Here is a 15,776-nt window from a genome sequence, read left to right as displayed (position 1 = left end):
ACGCTCAGCTTATTCGCCGGACTGTTCCGGCCAGTGACTCATTCTCGACGCATTGCCATTGCCATGGCCCGCGACGGCCAGCGCGCCCTGAGGTTCATCGTGCGATTCGATCCAGCGCGTGCGCATCGGCTCGAGGATGAACTTCGCGGAAATGCCGGCTGCGATCGTGATGACGGCAGAAACGATGAAGACGAGGTTCCAGCCGCCCGTCGCCGCGAGCACCGACGCGATCGGCACCAGCAACGAGGCCGTGCCCTTCGCGGTGTACAACGTGCCTGCATTGGCGGCCGCATACTTGCTGCCGAACGTATCCGCGCAAGTCGCCGGGAAGATCGAGAAGATCTCGCCCCAGAACAGGAAGATCAGCGCGGCAAAGACCATGAAGGCATACGGATTGCTGCCGAACTGCATCATGCCGAGCAACGCGAGTCCCTCGCCGATGAAGATCACGAACATCGTGTTTTCACGGCCGATCTTGTCGGAGATGAAGCCGCACAGCGGACGCGTCAAGCCGTTGAAGATATTGTCGATCGACAGCGTGAGAGTCAGCAGCGGCAACGTAGCGCCGAAGACCGACATCGGAATGCGCGCTAAGCCCCAGTCTTTCGCGATCGGGCCGATCTGTGCGGTCGCCATCAAACCACCCGCCGCGACCGCGACGAATGACGCGTAGATCACCCAGAACACTGGCGTTTTGATCATCTGGCGCGACGTGAAATCGACTTTCGACACCGCGAAGCGGCTCTTGCGTACCCCTGCCTGACGCAAGATCGGCCGCGTCAGGAGCATCGCAAGCAGCAGAATGCTGACGCCTTGCACGATGCCGAAGAACAGGAACGTCGCTTCATAGCCGCGGCTCGTAATCATGTTTGCAATCGGAATCACCGTCAGCGCCGCGCCCGCGCCAAAGCCCGCGGCCGTCAAACCCGCGGCTAGACCGCGCCGGTCGGGAAACCACTTCAGCGCATTGCCGACACATGTTCCGTACACACCGCCCGCGCCTATCCCGCCAATCACCGCGGCGAAATACAACATGCCGAGCGTCGTCGCATACGAATTGAGAATCCAGGACAAACCCGCGCATATCGCGCCGCCTGCCACCACCGGGCGTGGCCCGAATCGATCCACCAGCCAGCCCTCGAACGGCACGAGCCACGTCTCGGTCAGAATGAAGATCGAGAACGCGAGCTGGATCGACGCCTCGCTCCAGTGATGCCGCGCATGCATAGGAGCCACGAATAACGTCCACGCATATTGCAGATTCGCCACCAGCGCCATGCATATCATGCCGATGACCAATTGCGACCACCGGTTGCGCCATGACATACCGGTTGTCGATTGCTGGGTGATATTGTCCATGAGCCTTGTCTCCACTATTTATTTAGTGCAGCCGGCTTACGCGCCGCGCTGGATGTGTCCCGCCTTATCGTTATGGCCCGAGAACTTCGCTATTCGGGAAATCTCGAAGTCGATGCTTTTATGCTTTTCCGCAAATCCCCCGAACCCGTTTTTCGATGATAGTTCTTGCTTTATTCCGACCAGAACCTAGCTTCGGCCGGTAAGCATTACAGCTTATTCCCCGCTATTGAGTCCGCCACACCACATATCTATGCGTTAACCCGCGTATTTCAGTGGCTATTCGGCTTCTTATAGGTTTCATGCTAGGGTCATTGCTGAATTACTCATAATTAAAGTTTGTTATTATGTCGATTCACGTTTCCTTATACATCGACCATGACGATGCGCAATGCAACGCTGCGGCAACTGAAGGTCTTTGAAACGGTGGCGCGCCACCTGAGCTTTTCGCGCGCCGCGGAGGAATTGCATCTGACTCAGCCGGCCGTTTCCACCCAGGTCCGGCAACTCGAAGAACATGCGGGGCTGCCTCTGTTCGAGCAACTCGGCAAAAAGATCTATCTGACGCCGGCCGGTACCGAAATGCTCCACTACAGCCGCGCGATCATGCAGCAGTTCCATGAAGTCGACGAAGCGATGAGTCAGTTGAAGGGCGTCTCCGGCGGCAAGCTGAATGTCGCCGTGATCAGCGCCGGCGACTATTTCTTTCCGCGCCTTCTCGCCGAATTCACGCGTCGTTATTCCGGTGTCGATCTGAATCTCGCGGTGCACAACCGCGAAGAACTGCTGCATCAGTTGGCGACCAATCAGACCGACCTCGCGGTGATGGTGCGTCCGCCGCACGAGACCGACGCGACCAATGAACCGTTCGCGCCGCATCCGTACGTGATCGTCGCGGCGCCCACTCATCCGCTTGCGCACAAGCGCAATATCCGCTTCAGTCAACTCGCGAACGAAGCGTTCATCGTGCACGAACGCGGCTCGGATACGTGGAATTCGATGGAAGAGGGTTTTGCCGGCCGTCTGTCCAATCTGAAGATCGCAATGGAGATCAAGAGCACGGAGACGATCAAGCAGGCGGTCATTGCCGGAATGGGCATCGCGTTTCTGTCCGCCCATACGATCAGCCTCGAATTGCAATTGGGTCATCTGGTCGTGCTCGACGTCGAGAGCTTTCCGGTCATGCTCAATTGGTACGTCGTGCATCGGAAGAACAAACGTCTGCCGCCGGTGGCCGTCGCCTTCAAACGCTTTCTGATGGAGGAAGGCGCCAATCTGATCGAAAAGATCACGCGCGTAAAGGAACTGAGCGTGCATAAGCCGTAAGCTATGGAAAGCCAATAAAACTTTAACTATTGCAAATCGATCGCGACTTCTATGCTGCAAGCGAGTTCTCTCACTTGCGAGCCGAGGAGGCCGATCATGAACCACGCTCCTGTTGAATCCCGTATCAGTACACGCAACGCTCGCACAGCGGCGGCGGATCGCGAAGACCATTCCGAGGATGCGCATCTGAGCGCCTACAATGCCGCGTTCAGCGATCTCGGCCTGCGGTTTCGCTGGGACCGTGCGACGCTCGACATGCTGAAAGAGTTCAATGGCGAGTTGGCGCGAATCACCGCTTATATCGAGCGCTATCACAGCCATCTGCATCGCGCGTACGATGCCGACTTTCTCGCGCAACTCATTCTGCACAGGAAGATGCAGTACTACAGCGAATTCGCCGCCGCAGTTGGTGAATAGAAGTATTGAAGAAGACCCGGGCGGCGGGATCATCATCCCGCCGTCGTCGCTATTGGCAATCAGGTTTGTCAGCGGCGTATGCATCGTCGATTAGCGGCGCGTGGTGAAATGAACCGGCCGCTTGTGTATACATTTGCGTGAACCGTCGCGCTGGCGTCCATTGCTTCGTCTACCGTCACGCCCATCCCGACGCTCTGCACAGGCGCTCAAGCGCATCATCGCCGGCGCGTCATCGCGAAGCGCCCACGTCTGCTCTTCCCCACCGTGCCACTCGAGGTTCGCGAGCAGGCCCGGTTTGCCGGTCGCCAGGCCATCGCTGCGCGCGGCGAACGCACGCATGCGCGGAGCGCAACTGTCGTGATGCGCCGCGTGAACGGGTTCGGCCGAGTACTCGCGGCTCAGCATCAGGTGCACGCCCATCGCCACCGCCAGCGCGCCCGTCGCGAGCAATGCCGCGAGTCCGAATGGCTGGGCCTGTTCGGTGACGAAGCTGTAACCGAGCCAGCCGCATAACAGCAGCGCAAACAGATTGACGACGTGATGGCCCGGCAGCGCGACCGCCTCGAGTTGCAATACGCCGCGCAGTTTGAAGAACGCGATCGCACAGGTCGCGAAGATCAGCGCGCCGATCAGTACGGCTGAAAATAGTTCGATGCGTTCGGTGCTCTCGCGCGCCGCAGCCAACAGGTCACCCATAAAGCCTACCGACGCGACCGCCAAACCGATGCCGCAGCCGAGCAATGCAAGCATCCGGGCCCTGTGTGTCGGATCTGGTTCGCGCACACATGTGTGCCGATGCGCCGAACGCGCGCCGAAGCGTCGTCGCGTGAGCGCGGTCACCGCCACCGTCAGCACGGTGACCAGCGCCATCGCGACGGCCACCGCAAGCAGCAGCAACAGATCCATCAACACGGCACTCCCACAGGCTTGCGGCATGCGTGATCCTCCGTGATGCGACGACAAGGCAACAGCCCCGAGGTCCCTGCTCTCGTCAACCGACGTTCGCGGTATCGCCCAATCGCCGTGGCTCGTCGCGCGCCGCGCTCAAGGTATTGCTCAGCGTGCCGATCCCGTCGATCGTGATCGACACCGTTGCGCCGTCCTTGATCGAGCCCACGCCCACCGAAGTGCCGCACGCGATCACGTCGCCGGGTTCGAGCGTCAGGTCCTGCGAGATCAGACTCACCTGCTCGGCCGGCGAAAAGACCATATCGGCGAGCGGATAGTTCTGACGCTCGAGGCCGTCGAGCGTCGTCAGCAGACGCGCCGCCCGCCAGTCGAAACCGGAGACGATGGCCGGACCCAGACAACAGAACGTATCGAAGCTTTTCGCGCGGCACCACTGCGGAAAATGCGGATTTTCGTTGAGCAGATCAGCGGCGGTGACGTCGTTGACGAGCGTGTAGCCGAAAATCGCCGCCTCCGCCTGCTGCACATCCAGATCGCGGCAACGCTGACCGATCACGATACCGAGTTCGCCCTCGTAGACGATCTTGCCCGCGTAATGCCGCGGCCGGCGGATCGGCTCGCCCGCGCCGATCACCGACGCCGCCGGCTTCATCAGAAACAGCGGATGGGTAGGCACGGGTTTGTCGAGCTTCGCCGCGAGCGCGTGATAGTTATTCCACAGCGCGACGATCTTGCCCGGCGCGCATGGCGCCAGCGGCGTCAGTGCGCGCAGCGACAGAACCGCGCCGGTCGGCACCGGCTGCGCGAGACTTTCGTACTCGTGCAGGTAGGCGCCTTCGACACGGCCGAACACGATGCCGCCGTCGCCCGACATGAACCGCATCCACGTCTGCATGCCTCGCTCCTAGATCGCGCCAGCCGTGCGCAGCGCCATGATCTGCTCGGCCGAATAGCCGAGCTCGGCCATCACTTCGTCGGTATGTTCGCCAAGCAGCGGCGAGCGCTTGACGTCGGTCGGGCTGTCGGACAGCTTGATCGGATTGCCGACGGTCAGATACTTGCCGCGCTGCGGATGATCGACTTCGACGATCGTGCCGGTTTTGCGCAGCGACGGCTCCTCGGCAATTTCCTTCATCGACAGGATCGGGCCGCACGGAATGTCGTATTTGTTCAGGATCTGCATCGCCTCGAACTTGGTCTTCGTCATCGTCCAGCGTTCGATTTCGGCGAAGATCTCTTTCAGTCGCGGCAGGCGCGCGGGTGCCGTCGCGTAGTCGGGGTCCGTGGCCCACTCTTCCTTGCCGATCACGTTGCAGATCTTCGCCCACACGGGCGCCTGGGTGATGAAGTAGATATACGCGTTGGGGTCCGTCTCCCATCCCTTGCACTTCAGAATCCAGCCCGGCTGCCCGCCGCCCGACGCATTGCCCGCGCGCGGGACCGCGTCGCCGAACGTGCCGTTCGGATATTGCGGATACTCTTTCATCACGCCGGTGCGGTCGAGCCGCTGCTGGTCGCGCAATTTGACGCGGCACAGATTGAGCACGCCATCCTGCATCGCGGCGAGCACGCGCTGGCCGCGTCCGGTATGCGTGCGTTGATAGAGCGCGGTGACGATGCCGAGCGCGAGATGCAGCCCCGTGCCGCTATCGCCGATCTGCGCGCCGGTCACGACCGGCGGGCCGTCGTCGAAGCCGGTGGTCGACGCCGCGCCGCCCGCGCATTGCGCGACGTTCTCATAGACTTTGCAGTCCTCGTACGGACCGGGACCGAAGCCCTTCACCGACGCGACGATCATGCGCGGATTCAATTCCTGAATCCGCTCCCACGTGAAGCCCATCCGGTCCAGTGCGCCCGGTGCGAAGTTTTCGACCAGTACATCGCATTTCTGGATCAGCGCTTCGAGCACCTGCTTGCCTTCCGGATGCTTGGTGTCGATCGTGACCGAGCGCTTGTTGTGATTGAGCATCGTGAAGTACAGGCTATCCACGTCGGGAATATCGCGCAGTTGCTCGCGCGTGATGTCGCCCGCGCCTGCCCGTTCCACCTTGATCACGTCCGCGCCGAACCATGCGAGCAATTGCGTGCAGGTCGGCCCCGATTGCACATGCGTGAAATCGAGGATGCGCACACCGTCGAGTGCCTTGGCCATGTCGTATCTCCTGAACGATGAAGGTTATTTGTACATGGTCTGGTTCTTCGTGCCCGGTGCGTATTCGCGCGGGTCGACCCAGATGTTGACCACCGCCGAGCGGCCGGTGCGATGAATCGCTTCGCGCGCACGCTGCAGCGCGCTCGCGATCTGCGCGGGATCGCGCACTTCCTCGCCATAGCCGCCGAGCATTTCGGCGAATTTGCTGAACGGCACGTCTCCGAGCAGATTGCCGACGTTGCCGCGTTCCTCGCCGTATTTGGCAAGCTGGCCGTAGCGGATCTGGTTCATCGCCGAGTTGTTGCCGACCACCGAGAGATACGGCGCACCGAAGCGGTTCGCGGTTTCCATGTCGAACGCGGTCATGCCGAACGAGCCGTCGCCGTAATAGCACAGCACTTCCTTGTGCGGATGCGCGAGCTTCGCCGCGAGCGCGAAGCCGGTGCCGACGCCGAGCGAGCCGAGCGCGCCGGGGTCCATCCACTGCCCCGGTCGGCGCGGGCGCACCGCTTGCGCGGAGATCGTCACGACGTCACCGCCGTCGCCGATATAGATGGTGTCGTCGGACAGGAATTCGTTGAGTTCGTACGCGACGCGATACGGATGAATCGGCGTGCTATTCGAGCGGAACAGCGGCAGCAGTTTTTCGGTCGCGGTCGCTTCGGCGTCGCGCAATTGCGCCATCCATTTGCGGCGCGCCTGACGCTTGTCGTCCTTGATACGACCGCTCGCGGCTTGCAGCACCGCAGCGAGAATCGCGCCCGGATCGCCGACGAGGCCCAGATCGATATCGCGATTCTTGCCGACGGTTCGGTAGTCCATATCGATCTGCACCAGCGTCAATTCCCTGCTGATGCGTCGGCCGTAGCCCATGCGGAAATCGAACGGCGTGCCGACCACGATCAGCACGTCGGCATTCGCAAACGCCTGCGAACGCGTGCGATCGAAGTGATGCGGATCGCCCGGCGGCAGCAGTCCGCGGCTCGCGCCGTTGAAATAGCCGGGAATCTCGATGCCGCGCAGCAGCGCGATCGCTTCGTCGTGCCCGCGCGCGGTCCACACCTGCTGGCCGTACAGGATCGCGGGGCGTTCGGCATTGACGAGAATGTCGGCGAGCTTCTCGATGTCGTGCGGGTCTCCGATCGATTTGGTCGACGCGCGATAGTGGCCCGGCCGCGGCACGATCGCGCGCGTCGCGTCGACTTCGCGGTCGAGCACGTCGCGCGGAATTTCCAGGTAGGCGGGACCGGGCGCGCCGTTGAAGCATTCGCGCGCGGCCATCGAGATCATGTCGGCGACGCGCTCGGTGCTCGATATGCTCGCGGCGAACTTCGTGATCGGCGCCATGATGTCGACGTGCGGCAGGTCCTGCAGCGAACCCATCTTGTGCTGGGTCAGCGCGCCCTGCCCGCCGATATGCAGGATCGGGCTTTCCGAGCGGAACGCGGTGGCGATGCCGGTCACCGCATTCGTGCAGCCGGGGCCGGCGGTAGTCACCACGCAGCCGAGCTTGCCGGTCTGACGCGCGTAGCCGTCGGCCGCATGCGCGGCGACCTGCTCGTGGCGCACGTCGATGATGCGGATGCCTTCGTCGACGCAGCCGTCGTAGATATCGATGATGTGGCCGCCGCACAGCGTGAAGATCGTGTCGATCCCCTCGTTTTTCAGCGCCTTCGCAACCAGATGGCCGCCCGACACGACGCCCGCGTCGCGGGTCTTCTGCTTGAGCGTGTCGTCGGCGGTCGTGGTGGCCGTGGCCGGACTCAGGGATGAAACAACTGCAGACATGGTCATCTCCTCATCTATCGGATGTGCAACGGTTATCGACGGACGCGTCCGCTTCGATATACGTCCGGCTGCACCGACGTCTCACGGCTTCGAAGATACCGTATGTGATATATCACATTCGTTCAAGCCCAATTTCGAGACAGAAACGGCGCGAAGTTCTTACTGCTCAAGCCTGTCAGCCGTAGCTTTGCGCTGAATCTGCAAGGCTTTGCGGCGGTTGTTTCAAGGGAAAACACTGAGTCGCGAATGGCGGCTGTCATTGTTGATATATCACATACCATATTTTTCAGGCCGTCAAGCACGGTTTATCCCGCAGCGGGGTACTCGCTCGAAGCGCGAACGCAAAAAGCCCGCGGTGCTTGCACACCGCGGGCTTTTCGAAGTCAGCAGGCAATCAGGGGCCTACGCCGCCATCAGTCGAGAAAATCGCAATTGGCTTCGACGAACGCCGCGAGATCGAGCGAATGCTGACGCGTGAGCCGCTCCGCGAGTTCGGTATCGCGCTTCTCCAGCGCCTCGATGATGCGCAGATGATCGACGATCGAGCGCGCGGCCCGGTCGCTCTGCGAGATGGTCATGCGCCGGATCGCGCGCACGTGGATGAAGATGTTCTTGATCGTGTCGAGAATGATCTGCGACTTCGACAGCTCGACGATCGCCTGATGAAACGCGATGTTCGCATCCGAATACTCGGCGATATGCTCGGCCGGCGTCGTATCGCGGAAATTGTCGAACATATGGCGCAGGCGGCCGATTTCCTCGTCGGTCGCATGCAGCGTGGCGAGGCGCGCGGCCATGCTTTCGAGCGCGGCCCACATCTGGATCATCTCGACGATTTCGCGCTTGCTCTTGCGCACGATGTAGATGCCGCGCCGCGGCACCATGCGCAGGAAGCCCTCCTGCTCGAGCAGTGTCATCGCCTCGCGCACCGGCGTGCGGCTCACGCCGAGCGATTCGCTGAGCACGCGCTCGTCGAGACGGATTTCTTCGCGATTCTGGTAGATATCCGCGTCGGCGATTGCCTGACGCAGCATCGCATACGCCTGATCGCGCAAGCTCGCGCTAGCGCCGATGGGCTGCAACGACAGGGTCAACGGGGTGGCCACTGTTTCAGTTGGAAATTCTGACGACATTCATCGCCTCTGCTTGAACACGCGCGCGATTCGGCGCCGCCGCTTTGCCGCGCTGCTCGCCGAGCCCCACGAAGCGGCCATGTTGCGATGCAAGCGCTCCGATCGAGTCGGGAATCCAGTCGGTCAGCAAAACGGTGGCGGCACAGCCCAACCCTACGACAGCAACGGCGAACAGCGCGAGAGGTACGAATTCCACGTGCAACTCCGAACGATTGAGAAAGATGATTCCTCAATCATATGCTGCAACGCCGCATTTTTCAATATTCGGTATGTAGTATATCAACGTCTGTTGTTTTTAAGATGCCCCACGTTAGCACGCCACAGGGCTTCATGGTTCGCCCACATCATTGCCCGCGATTGTTTCATTGGCGCTTGGTGTAAACACGCAAAACGCGCGCTATTCGCGCAGCCCCGTGCGATGATCGCGCACTTTCACCATTGCGCGGATTGTGAATTCCGGGGCGCGTCATTAACCTTCCGGACGTCCAGCGGAGCGATCGCGTCGAATGCCGTACCGGCGCGGCGCGATCGACTCAAGCCCATGTCACGTTGAAGGAGACTCGATGAGCACCACCCACCCGCAGGCCGCAGTGGCCACTCACCGCAAAGCGCGCAATCAGGCTCGCAAGGCCGCGCTCGGCAGCTTTGTCGGCGCCGTGGTCGACTGGTACGACTTCCTGCTGTACGGCATCGTCGCCGCGCTCGTGTTCAACGCCGAGTTCTTCCCGAACGTCGGCCCGGCGATGGGCACGCTCGCCGCGTTCGCGACCTTCGGCGTCGGTTTCCTGTTCCGCCCGCTCGGCGGCTTCGTGTTCGGCCACTACGGCGACCGGCTCGGACGCAAGCGGATGCTGGTGCTCACCGTGATGATGATGGGTCTGTCGACGGCCGCGATCGGTCTGCTGCCGGCGTTTTCGACGATCGGTTGGCTCGCGCCGGTGCTGCTCGTCACGCTGCGCGCGATCCAGGGCTTCGCGGTCGGCGGCGAATGGGGCGGCGCGGCGCTGATGGCGGTCGAGAGCGCGCCTGAGAAAAAGAAAGCCTTCTACAGCAGCGGCGTGCAGGTCGGCTACGGCGTCGGGCTCGTGCTGTCCACAGGTCTCGTCGCGCTGATCAGCCGCTCGATGGACAACGCCGCGTTCCTCAGCTGGGGCTGGCGTCTGCCGTTCCTGTTCAGCGTCGTGCTGGTGCTGATTGCGTTGTGGATCCGCTCGAGCATGGAGGAGTCGCAGGAGTTCGTCGAGAAAGTCGGCAAGCATGGCGAGCGCCGAGTGCGCCTGCCGATCGTCGAAGCGCTGCTGCGCCATCCGAAGGCCTTCCTGCTGATCATCGCGCTGCGGCTCGCCGAACTGTTCACGATGTACATCGTGACCGCGTTCGCGCTGAGCTACTCGACGACGAACCTGCACATGCCGCGCGAATTCTTCCTGACGATCGGCTTCGTCGTCGGCGCGCTCAGCTGTGTGACGATCCCCTGCTTCGCGTGGCTCGCGGATCGCTTCGGCCGCCGTCGCATCTATATGATCGGCGCGCTGGTCGGCGTGTTCAGCGCGGTGCCGTTCTTCCTCGCGCTCGAAGCGCGTTCGACCGTATGGATCGTCGTGTTTGCGGTGATGCTCGCCAACATCGCACACGACATGGTCGTCAGCGTGCAGCAGCCGATGTTCACCGAGCTGTTCGGCACCGAATACCGCTATAGCGGCGCGGGTGTCGGCTATCAGGTGGCGAGCGTGGTCGGCGGCGGCTTCACGCCGTTCATCGCGGTCGCGCTGGTCAGCTTCGCGGGCGGCTCGTGGCATCCGGTGGCCGCATATCTGGCAATCGGCTGTCTGATTTCGGTACTCGTTGCAGCGCGCATGAAGACCGGCCGCAAGATCGATTGATACCGGCGAAACTCGTCGTCGATACACGACGGGCCGACGCGGCAAAGAAGCCGCGCCGGCCCGTTTTTCTTTTTGCCGCGCGACGGGCGCGGCTCGTTTATTGCCGGGTTTGCATAGTGCCTCTAATCGGAAAGTTGGCGCGACCAGCTCGGCGCGTCCCACGATTTGCAGAGTCGCCTGAAGAATCGTCGCGTGTGACCAGGATCACACCTTATGTCCGCGCGCTTCATATTGCGAAGCCATCGTCCGCGTCCTATTGTCGACCCAAGCATGATTTTCGGGTGCTTGGGACGGGCCATATGAAATAAAAGTACATATAGCGATGACGAGACGGTCTGCACAAGTTACACTCCGCCGCCTCAGGTAAACGCACGAAACGCCGATAAACAGAACAACTGTAAGGAGACCCACTTATGAGTAGCATCAGCGAGCCGGGCAGCCAACAAGGTTCAGCCCCATTCTTTTCGAAACAGGCCACCATCGCGCAGCCCGGTTTCTCGCGCTGGATGGTGCCTCCGGCCGCGCTTGCCGTGCATCTGTGCATCGGCCAGGCCTACGCGTTCTCGGTCTTCAACGGACCGCTGACCAAGGTGATCGGCATCACGCAGTCCACGCCCGATGACTGGTCGCTGACCGCCTTGGGCTGGATCTTTTCGCTTGCGATCGTGTTCCTCGGTTTGTCGGCGGCGTTCGCCGGCAAATGGCTCGAACACGTCGGTCCGCGCCGCACGATGTTCACGGCCGCTTGCTGTTTCGGCGGCGGCTTCCTCGTGTCCGCGCTCGGTGTGTACCTGCATCAGATCGTGCTGCTGTATCTGGGCTACGGCGTGATCGGCGGGATCGGGCTGGGGCTCGGTTATGTGTCGCCGGTGTCGACGCTGATCCGCTGGTTTCCGGACCGCCGCGGTATGGCGACCGGCATGGCGATCATGGGCTTCGGCGGCGGCGCGATGATCGCGGCGCCGTTGTCGGTCGCGCTGATGAAGCACTTTCAAAGCGCGACGAGCATTGGCGTCGCGGAGACCTTCATCGTGCTCGGCATCGTCTATTTCATCTCGATGACGATCGGCGCGCTCGCGATCCGCGTGCCGCCGCCGGGCTGGAAGCCGGCCGGCTGGACGCCGCCCGCGGCGACGCAGCACCGGCTGATCACGAGCAATCACGTGCATATCGACCAGGCGCTGAAGACACCGCAGTTCTATCTGATCTGGCTCGTGCTGTTCCTGAACGTGACGGCTGGCATCGGCATTCTCGGACAGGCCTCGGTGATGATCCAGGAGAGCTTCAAGAACACGGTGACGGCCGCTGCGGCGGCCGGCTTCGTCGGGCTCCTGTCGCTGTTCAACATGGGCGGCCGTTTCGTGTGGGCGTCGGCGTCGGACTGGATCGGCCGCAAGAACACCTACTACATCTTCTTCGCGCTCGGCGCGGTGCTCTACTACCTCGTGCCGAGCTTCGCCGCGAACGGACAGATCGCGCTGTTCGTGCTGACGTACTGCATCATCCTGTCGATGTACGGCGGCGGCTTCTCGACGGTGCCGGCCTATCTCGCCGACATGTTCGGCACGACGTTCGTCGGCGGCATTCATGGACGTCTGTTGACCGCGTGGGCCGCGGCCGGCGTCGCGGGTCCGGTGCTCGTCAACTACATCCGCGCGTATGAAGTCGCGAACGGCGTGGCGAAAGCGGACGCGTACACGATGACCGTACACATCATGGCCGTGCTGCTCGTGATCGGCTTTATCTGCAACCTGCTGGTCAAGCGTGTGGATGAGAAGCACCACATGACCGATGCACAAGTCGCCAAGGGCGCGTGAGGAGATCCGTATGTCGACCGTTCAAACTGTACATCCGACCAACAAGGTGATGCTCGCGGTGTTCTGGCTGTATGTGATGATTCCGCTTGCGTGGGGAGTGATCAATACGCTGACGCAGGCGACGAAGTTGTTCAAGTAAGGATGTGATGTGGTGCGCACCCCGGCCCGGTTGAGGGACGGGGTGCCGAAAACAGGCCACGCCGCGGTGCCCCTCTCACCGCCCCAACCCGCTATGCGCGATCTGCTGCTCGACGAACTGCGCAAACAATGCATGCATATGCGTGGTCGGATGCAGATCATCGGCGAACATGTAAGTCTGATCCGCATTGGCGCTCACATAGGTCGCCGGCGAGCATAGCAGCGAGGTGTCATCGGGCGTTTTCTTCGGGTCGCAGGCCTGCCCCGTATTCGACACGGTAAAACCGTTCGCCTGAAAGTTTCCGATCACCTGATTCGTCCACGTGTACGAATCGACCTCGATCACCTTCGATTGCAGCCCATCGGTTTGCAGCGCGGTATTCAACGTAGCGTTGAATAGCTGCGACAACTGCGTGAGGTTCGCGCCACCATCGGGCGAAGCGAGCCCCTTCGGCGACAGCCCGATATTCGGCACATTGATCACCACCACATGCACGCCGCCGTTCTGCACGATCTGCCCGACGAGCTGGGCGAGCGTGGTGGCCGCCGCCTGCACGACCGGCGCGGCGGCGGGCAGGTTGCCGGCGCGCAGCACATCGTTCGAGCCCGCCCACACGAGCACGAGCTGATTGGCGTTGAAGCTGCCGTGAGCGCCCAGATAGCTCGACAGTTGCTGATTGACGGGCATTTCGATGTTGCCGATGACGTCGCTCAGATAGTCGTACTGGTTCGCCGGTGTCGCTACGGTCGAGCCGCCTTCCGCATAACCGAGGCCGTTCTGCGCACTCAGCTTGTGCGTGAAATCGATCGTGAACGCGGCGCTCAGCGTATCGCCGTAGTATTGCGCGACGTTCTGGGCCCATACCTGGCCGGGATTGGTCGTGAAACGCCCGCCGCCCACCGCACTCGCGAGCGGCGCATAAGTCCCGACGTCCGACAGGCTGTCGCCGAACGACACCACCTGCAGCTTGACGCCGCCGGCGGGCTCGGTCGCCGTGCTGCTGCCAGTACTCGATCCGCCGCTGCCGCTACCGCCCCCGCCGCAAGCGGACAGCAGCACGATCGACATGGCAAAAACTACAGCGCAGACCTTGTCATTTATGCCTCGCATTTGCTCCTCCTCGCCGGGCGGGCCAGACAGTGCCGCGTGCCTGACGTGCGCGGTCGGTATCTGACCGCACGCGGCTCTTCAACCAAGCATCGCTTATGCCCAGCAAGGAAGTGCGGCCGCTCAAAGCCTCTCGAACACCACCTCCTGCGCACCTTCCCACAGCACCTTGGTGCCGAGTTCGCGCAGTTTCTCCTTGCCTTCGACGATCGTCAGAAAATGGTTGCCCGCGAGCTGCCCCATCTTGCTCGCGAAGCAGCACGAGCCATAGGCGAGGATGATCTCGGTCTCGCTATAGCCGCCCGGATAGAACAGAATGTCGCCGACCGATGGATGGCTCGTGTGATTCTCGAAGCCGACCGCGACGCCGTCGTTCTCGAGCTTGAATTCGCCGAGCGGCACCCAGCAGCCCTCGCCGCTCCAGCGCACGTGGATCAGCTTCTGCCGGTACGGCAGCAGTTTCAGGAACGCGGCCACGGTCTGCGGCGCATCGGGATGCGTTTCGGCGATGAAGGTGTGGCCGCAGGCGGTCATCTTGAGTCGGGTCATGGCGCGTTATCCGGTGTGTGAAATTGAAAGGCGCTCCGATTCTGTCGTCCGATGCAAGGCTTCGACAGGTACAGTTGTCCGCGTCCCGGTCAGTCCAGTTAGACCACCTACGATCGCGGGTGGCGGGCCGAGCCGCAAAGCCTTGCGCGACGTGCCATGCCAGCTTGCAGTGCGCGCCGCCACGAATGTTCGTAGTTTGCAAGCCGCGCAATGCAACGCACACTGCGCAGGTGCGTGATTCCGACTGGAGAAAAGACGAGCCGTCACGGCTCGTCCATCTCACCCGCGCAGCCGGTAGGCGAGCGGCGTCGCGCCATAGCCACGCTTGAATTGCACCGAGAAGTGACTGGCATTCTCGAAGCCGACTTCGAGCGCGATTTGCAGCACGGTTCGATCCGTGGCGCGCAGCAGCCTCGCCGCTTCCTCGAGCCGTAAGCGCGTGACGAACTGATGCGGCGTCTCCCCGGTCTCGCGGCGAAACACCCGGGCAAAATGAAAACTGCTTAGGCCGGCCTGCTCGGCCAGTTCGGCGATCGCCAGGTCTTCGGCGAGATTGGCGCGGATGTAGTCCGTCACCCGGCGGATGCGGCGCGGCACCAGCCGTTCCGGTTCCGTCGCGTTGTGGCGCCGCGCGCCGTTGCCGCCCGAATAGTGCTGCAGCAGGTGCGCGGCGAGCGCGTGAACCAGCGTATCGACATACAGACGCGAATCGGCGGGATCGCGGGCGGCGCGATGCAGTGCGGCAAGCATCGCGGCGATCAGCGGATCGTTGAAGCGCATTGCGTCGCCGAGCGACAGTTCACGCGACGTGTCGAGTCCCATCTGTTGCGCGACGCTGTCGATCAGATCGCGCTCGATGTGCACGTGCAAGGTAGACAACGGCTCGTCGCTGATCGAATGCCAGCGCCACGAGATCGGCGTGGGCGGCACGAACCACAGGTCGTTCACGCGCATATCGGCGCTTTCCCAAGCTCCGCCGAGGTTGCGTTCGAGATGCTCGGCGCCGCTCGCGAGCGTCATCAGCGTGAAGTCGCGCAAACCGGGCGCTTCGAGCAGGTCTTGCCGCACCGGCTCGAGATACGAGCGCAGCACCAGATGCCGCCACTCGCGATCCACGCTCGACACGAGTCGCTGGCCGGCCATATAGCGGTCGTAGGCGAGCGTCGTCGTGAGCTTGGGAATTCGTGCCATCACATCCCT

General features: G+C 62.2%; 15 protein-coding genes. 5 read left to right on the top strand and 10 right to left on the bottom strand.

Annotated features, from left to right (window positions below):
• Positions 1 to 9 precede the first annotated feature (9 nt).
• Positions 10 to 1,359, bottom strand: a complete 1,350-nt coding sequence (oxlT, locus tag AB3X89_RS19055) for an oxalate/formate MFS antiporter (protein WP_368584656.1) — start codon at positions 1,357 to 1,359, stop codon at positions 10 to 12.
• Positions 1,360 to 1,734: 375 nt separating this feature from the next.
• Here oxlT and AB3X89_RS19050 point away from each other — a divergent pair, with 375 nt between their 5' ends.
• A complete protein-coding gene (locus AB3X89_RS19050) occupies positions 1,735 to 2,682 on the top strand; it encodes a LysR family transcriptional regulator (RefSeq protein ID WP_368584655.1) in 948 nt (315 codons plus the stop codon).
• Positions 2,683 to 2,778: 96 nt separating this feature from the next.
• The gene (locus AB3X89_RS19045) at positions 2,779 to 3,099 is read left to right on the top strand and encodes a hypothetical protein (protein ID WP_368584654.1); all 321 of its coding nucleotides are present in this window, start codon (positions 2,779 to 2,781) and stop codon (positions 3,097 to 3,099) included.
• A gap of 90 nt (positions 3,100 to 3,189) precedes the next feature.
• Here AB3X89_RS19045 and AB3X89_RS19040 read toward each other — a convergent pair whose 3' ends face one another.
• The 6 genes from AB3X89_RS19040 to AB3X89_RS19015 all read right to left on the bottom strand — a co-directional run bounded on the left by AB3X89_RS19040 (position 3,190) and on the right by AB3X89_RS19015 (position 9,277).
• Entirely contained in the window at positions 3,190 to 4,005 is an 816-nt protein-coding gene (locus AB3X89_RS19040) for an NAD(P)(+) transhydrogenase (Re/Si-specific) subunit beta (RefSeq protein ID WP_368584653.1), read from the bottom strand.
• A gap of 85 nt (positions 4,006 to 4,090) precedes the next feature.
• The gene (locus AB3X89_RS19035) at positions 4,091 to 4,903 is read right to left on the bottom strand and encodes a fumarylacetoacetate hydrolase family protein (protein WP_368584652.1); all 813 of its coding nucleotides are present in this window, start codon (positions 4,901 to 4,903) and stop codon (positions 4,091 to 4,093) included.
• A gap of 9 nt (positions 4,904 to 4,912) precedes the next feature.
• Positions 4,913 to 6,160 carry a formyl-CoA transferase gene (frc, locus tag AB3X89_RS19030; RefSeq protein ID WP_176107653.1) on the bottom strand — a complete coding sequence of 416 codons (1,248 nt, stop codon included), beginning with the start codon at positions 6,158 to 6,160 and terminating at the stop codon, positions 4,913 to 4,915.
• Positions 6,161 to 6,184: 24 nt separating this feature from the next.
• Positions 6,185 to 7,948: a thiamine pyrophosphate-binding protein gene (locus AB3X89_RS19025; protein ID WP_368584651.1), complete on the bottom strand. Its 1,764-nt coding sequence runs from the start codon at positions 7,946 to 7,948 to the stop codon at positions 6,185 to 6,187.
• Between the two features lie 413 nt (positions 7,949 to 8,361).
• Entirely contained in the window at positions 8,362 to 9,081 is a 720-nt protein-coding gene (locus AB3X89_RS19020) for a GntR family transcriptional regulator (RefSeq protein ID WP_027194175.1), read from the bottom strand.
• A complete protein-coding gene (locus AB3X89_RS19015) occupies positions 9,059 to 9,277 on the bottom strand; it encodes a hypothetical protein (RefSeq protein ID WP_368584650.1) in 219 nt (72 codons plus the stop codon). Before AB3X89_RS19015 ends, AB3X89_RS19020 begins: the two co-directional genes overlap by 23 nt.
• 367 nt (positions 9,278 to 9,644) lie before the next feature.
• On the opposite strand from AB3X89_RS19015, the gene shiA reads away from it, so the two are divergent.
• From shiA to AB3X89_RS19000, 3 genes are all read left to right on the top strand, one after another.
• Positions 9,645 to 10,964 (top strand): shikimate transporter, encoded by a 1,320-nt coding sequence (shiA, locus tag AB3X89_RS19010; protein WP_368584649.1) that lies wholly within the window; start codon positions 9,645 to 9,647, stop codon positions 10,962 to 10,964.
• Positions 10,965 to 11,377: 413 nt separating this feature from the next.
• The gene (locus tag AB3X89_RS19005; protein ID WP_368584648.1) at positions 11,378 to 12,781 is read left to right on the top strand and encodes an OFA family MFS transporter; all 1,404 of its coding nucleotides are present in this window, start codon (positions 11,378 to 11,380) and stop codon (positions 12,779 to 12,781) included.
• Between the two features lie 10 nt (positions 12,782 to 12,791).
• Entirely contained in the window at positions 12,792 to 12,920 is a 129-nt protein-coding gene (locus AB3X89_RS19000) for a hypothetical protein (protein WP_018437177.1), read from the top strand.
• Positions 12,921 to 12,995: 75 nt separating this feature from the next.
• Here the strand turns inward: AB3X89_RS19000 and AB3X89_RS18995 are convergent, their stop codons facing one another.
• The 3 genes from AB3X89_RS18995 to AB3X89_RS18985 form a co-directional block, all read right to left on the bottom strand.
• On the bottom strand, positions 12,996 to 14,030 hold the full coding sequence (locus tag AB3X89_RS18995; RefSeq protein ID WP_368584647.1) for an SGNH/GDSL hydrolase family protein: 1,035 nt from the start codon (positions 14,028 to 14,030) through the stop codon (positions 12,996 to 12,998).
• A 120-nt stretch (positions 14,031 to 14,150) separates the two neighbouring features.
• Positions 14,151 to 14,576, bottom strand: coding sequence for a DUF3830 family protein (locus AB3X89_RS18990; protein WP_129961603.1), 426 nt, complete (start codon positions 14,574 to 14,576; stop codon positions 14,151 to 14,153).
• A gap of 279 nt (positions 14,577 to 14,855) precedes the next feature.
• Positions 14,856 to 15,767 carry a helix-turn-helix domain-containing protein gene (locus tag AB3X89_RS18985; RefSeq protein WP_368584646.1) on the bottom strand — a complete coding sequence of 304 codons (912 nt, stop codon included), beginning with the start codon at positions 15,765 to 15,767 and terminating at the stop codon, positions 14,856 to 14,858.
• Positions 15,768 to 15,776 lie beyond the last annotated feature (9 nt).

Source organism: Paraburkholderia sp. BR14320 (assembly GCF_040948665.1).
Lineage (GTDB): Bacteria > Pseudomonadota > Gammaproteobacteria > Burkholderiales > Burkholderiaceae > Paraburkholderia > Paraburkholderia youngii.
The sequence above is the reverse complement of the archived record's forward strand: the minus strand, read 5'-3'. Positions and strand labels throughout refer to the sequence as shown.

Excerpts from the sequence above, each read along its gene's own strand:
- oxlT (WP_368584656.1), bottom strand. The coding sequence starts at position 1,359 with ATGGACAATATCACCCAGCAATCGACAACCGGTATGTCATGGCGCAAC.
- AB3X89_RS19050 (WP_368584655.1), top strand. The coding sequence starts at position 1,735 with ATGACGATGCGCAATGCAACGCTGCGGCAACTGAAGGTCTTTGAAACG.
- AB3X89_RS19045 (WP_368584654.1), top strand. The coding sequence starts at position 2,779 with ATGAACCACGCTCCTGTTGAATCCCGTATCAGTACACGCAACGCTCGC.
- AB3X89_RS19040 (WP_368584653.1), bottom strand. The coding sequence starts at position 4,005 with ATGGATCTGTTGCTGCTGCTTGCGGTGGCCGTCGCGATGGCGCTGGTC.
- AB3X89_RS19035 (WP_368584652.1), bottom strand. The coding sequence starts at position 4,903 with ATGCAGACGTGGATGCGGTTCATGTCGGGCGACGGCGGCATCGTGTTC.
- frc (WP_176107653.1), bottom strand. The coding sequence starts at position 6,160 with ATGGCCAAGGCACTCGACGGTGTGCGCATCCTCGATTTCACGCATGTG.
- AB3X89_RS19025 (WP_368584651.1), bottom strand. The coding sequence starts at position 7,948 with ATGTCTGCAGTTGTTTCATCCCTGAGTCCGGCCACGGCCACCACGACC.
- AB3X89_RS19020 (WP_027194175.1), bottom strand. The coding sequence starts at position 9,081 with ATGTCGTCAGAATTTCCAACTGAAACAGTGGCCACCCCGTTGACCCTG.
- shiA (WP_368584649.1), top strand. The coding sequence starts at position 9,645 with ATGAGCACCACCCACCCGCAGGCCGCAGTGGCCACTCACCGCAAAGCG.
- AB3X89_RS19005 (WP_368584648.1), top strand. The coding sequence starts at position 11,378 with ATGAGTAGCATCAGCGAGCCGGGCAGCCAACAAGGTTCAGCCCCATTC.
- AB3X89_RS19000 (WP_018437177.1), top strand. The coding sequence starts at position 12,792 with ATGTCGACCGTTCAAACTGTACATCCGACCAACAAGGTGATGCTCGCG.
- AB3X89_RS18995 (WP_368584647.1), bottom strand. The coding sequence starts at position 14,030 with ATGCGAGGCATAAATGACAAGGTCTGCGCTGTAGTTTTTGCCATGTCG.
- AB3X89_RS18990 (WP_129961603.1), bottom strand. The coding sequence starts at position 14,576 with ATGACCCGACTCAAGATGACCGCCTGCGGCCACACCTTCATCGCCGAA.
- AB3X89_RS18985 (WP_368584646.1), bottom strand. The coding sequence starts at position 15,767 with ATGGCACGAATTCCCAAGCTCACGACGACGCTCGCCTACGACCGCTAT.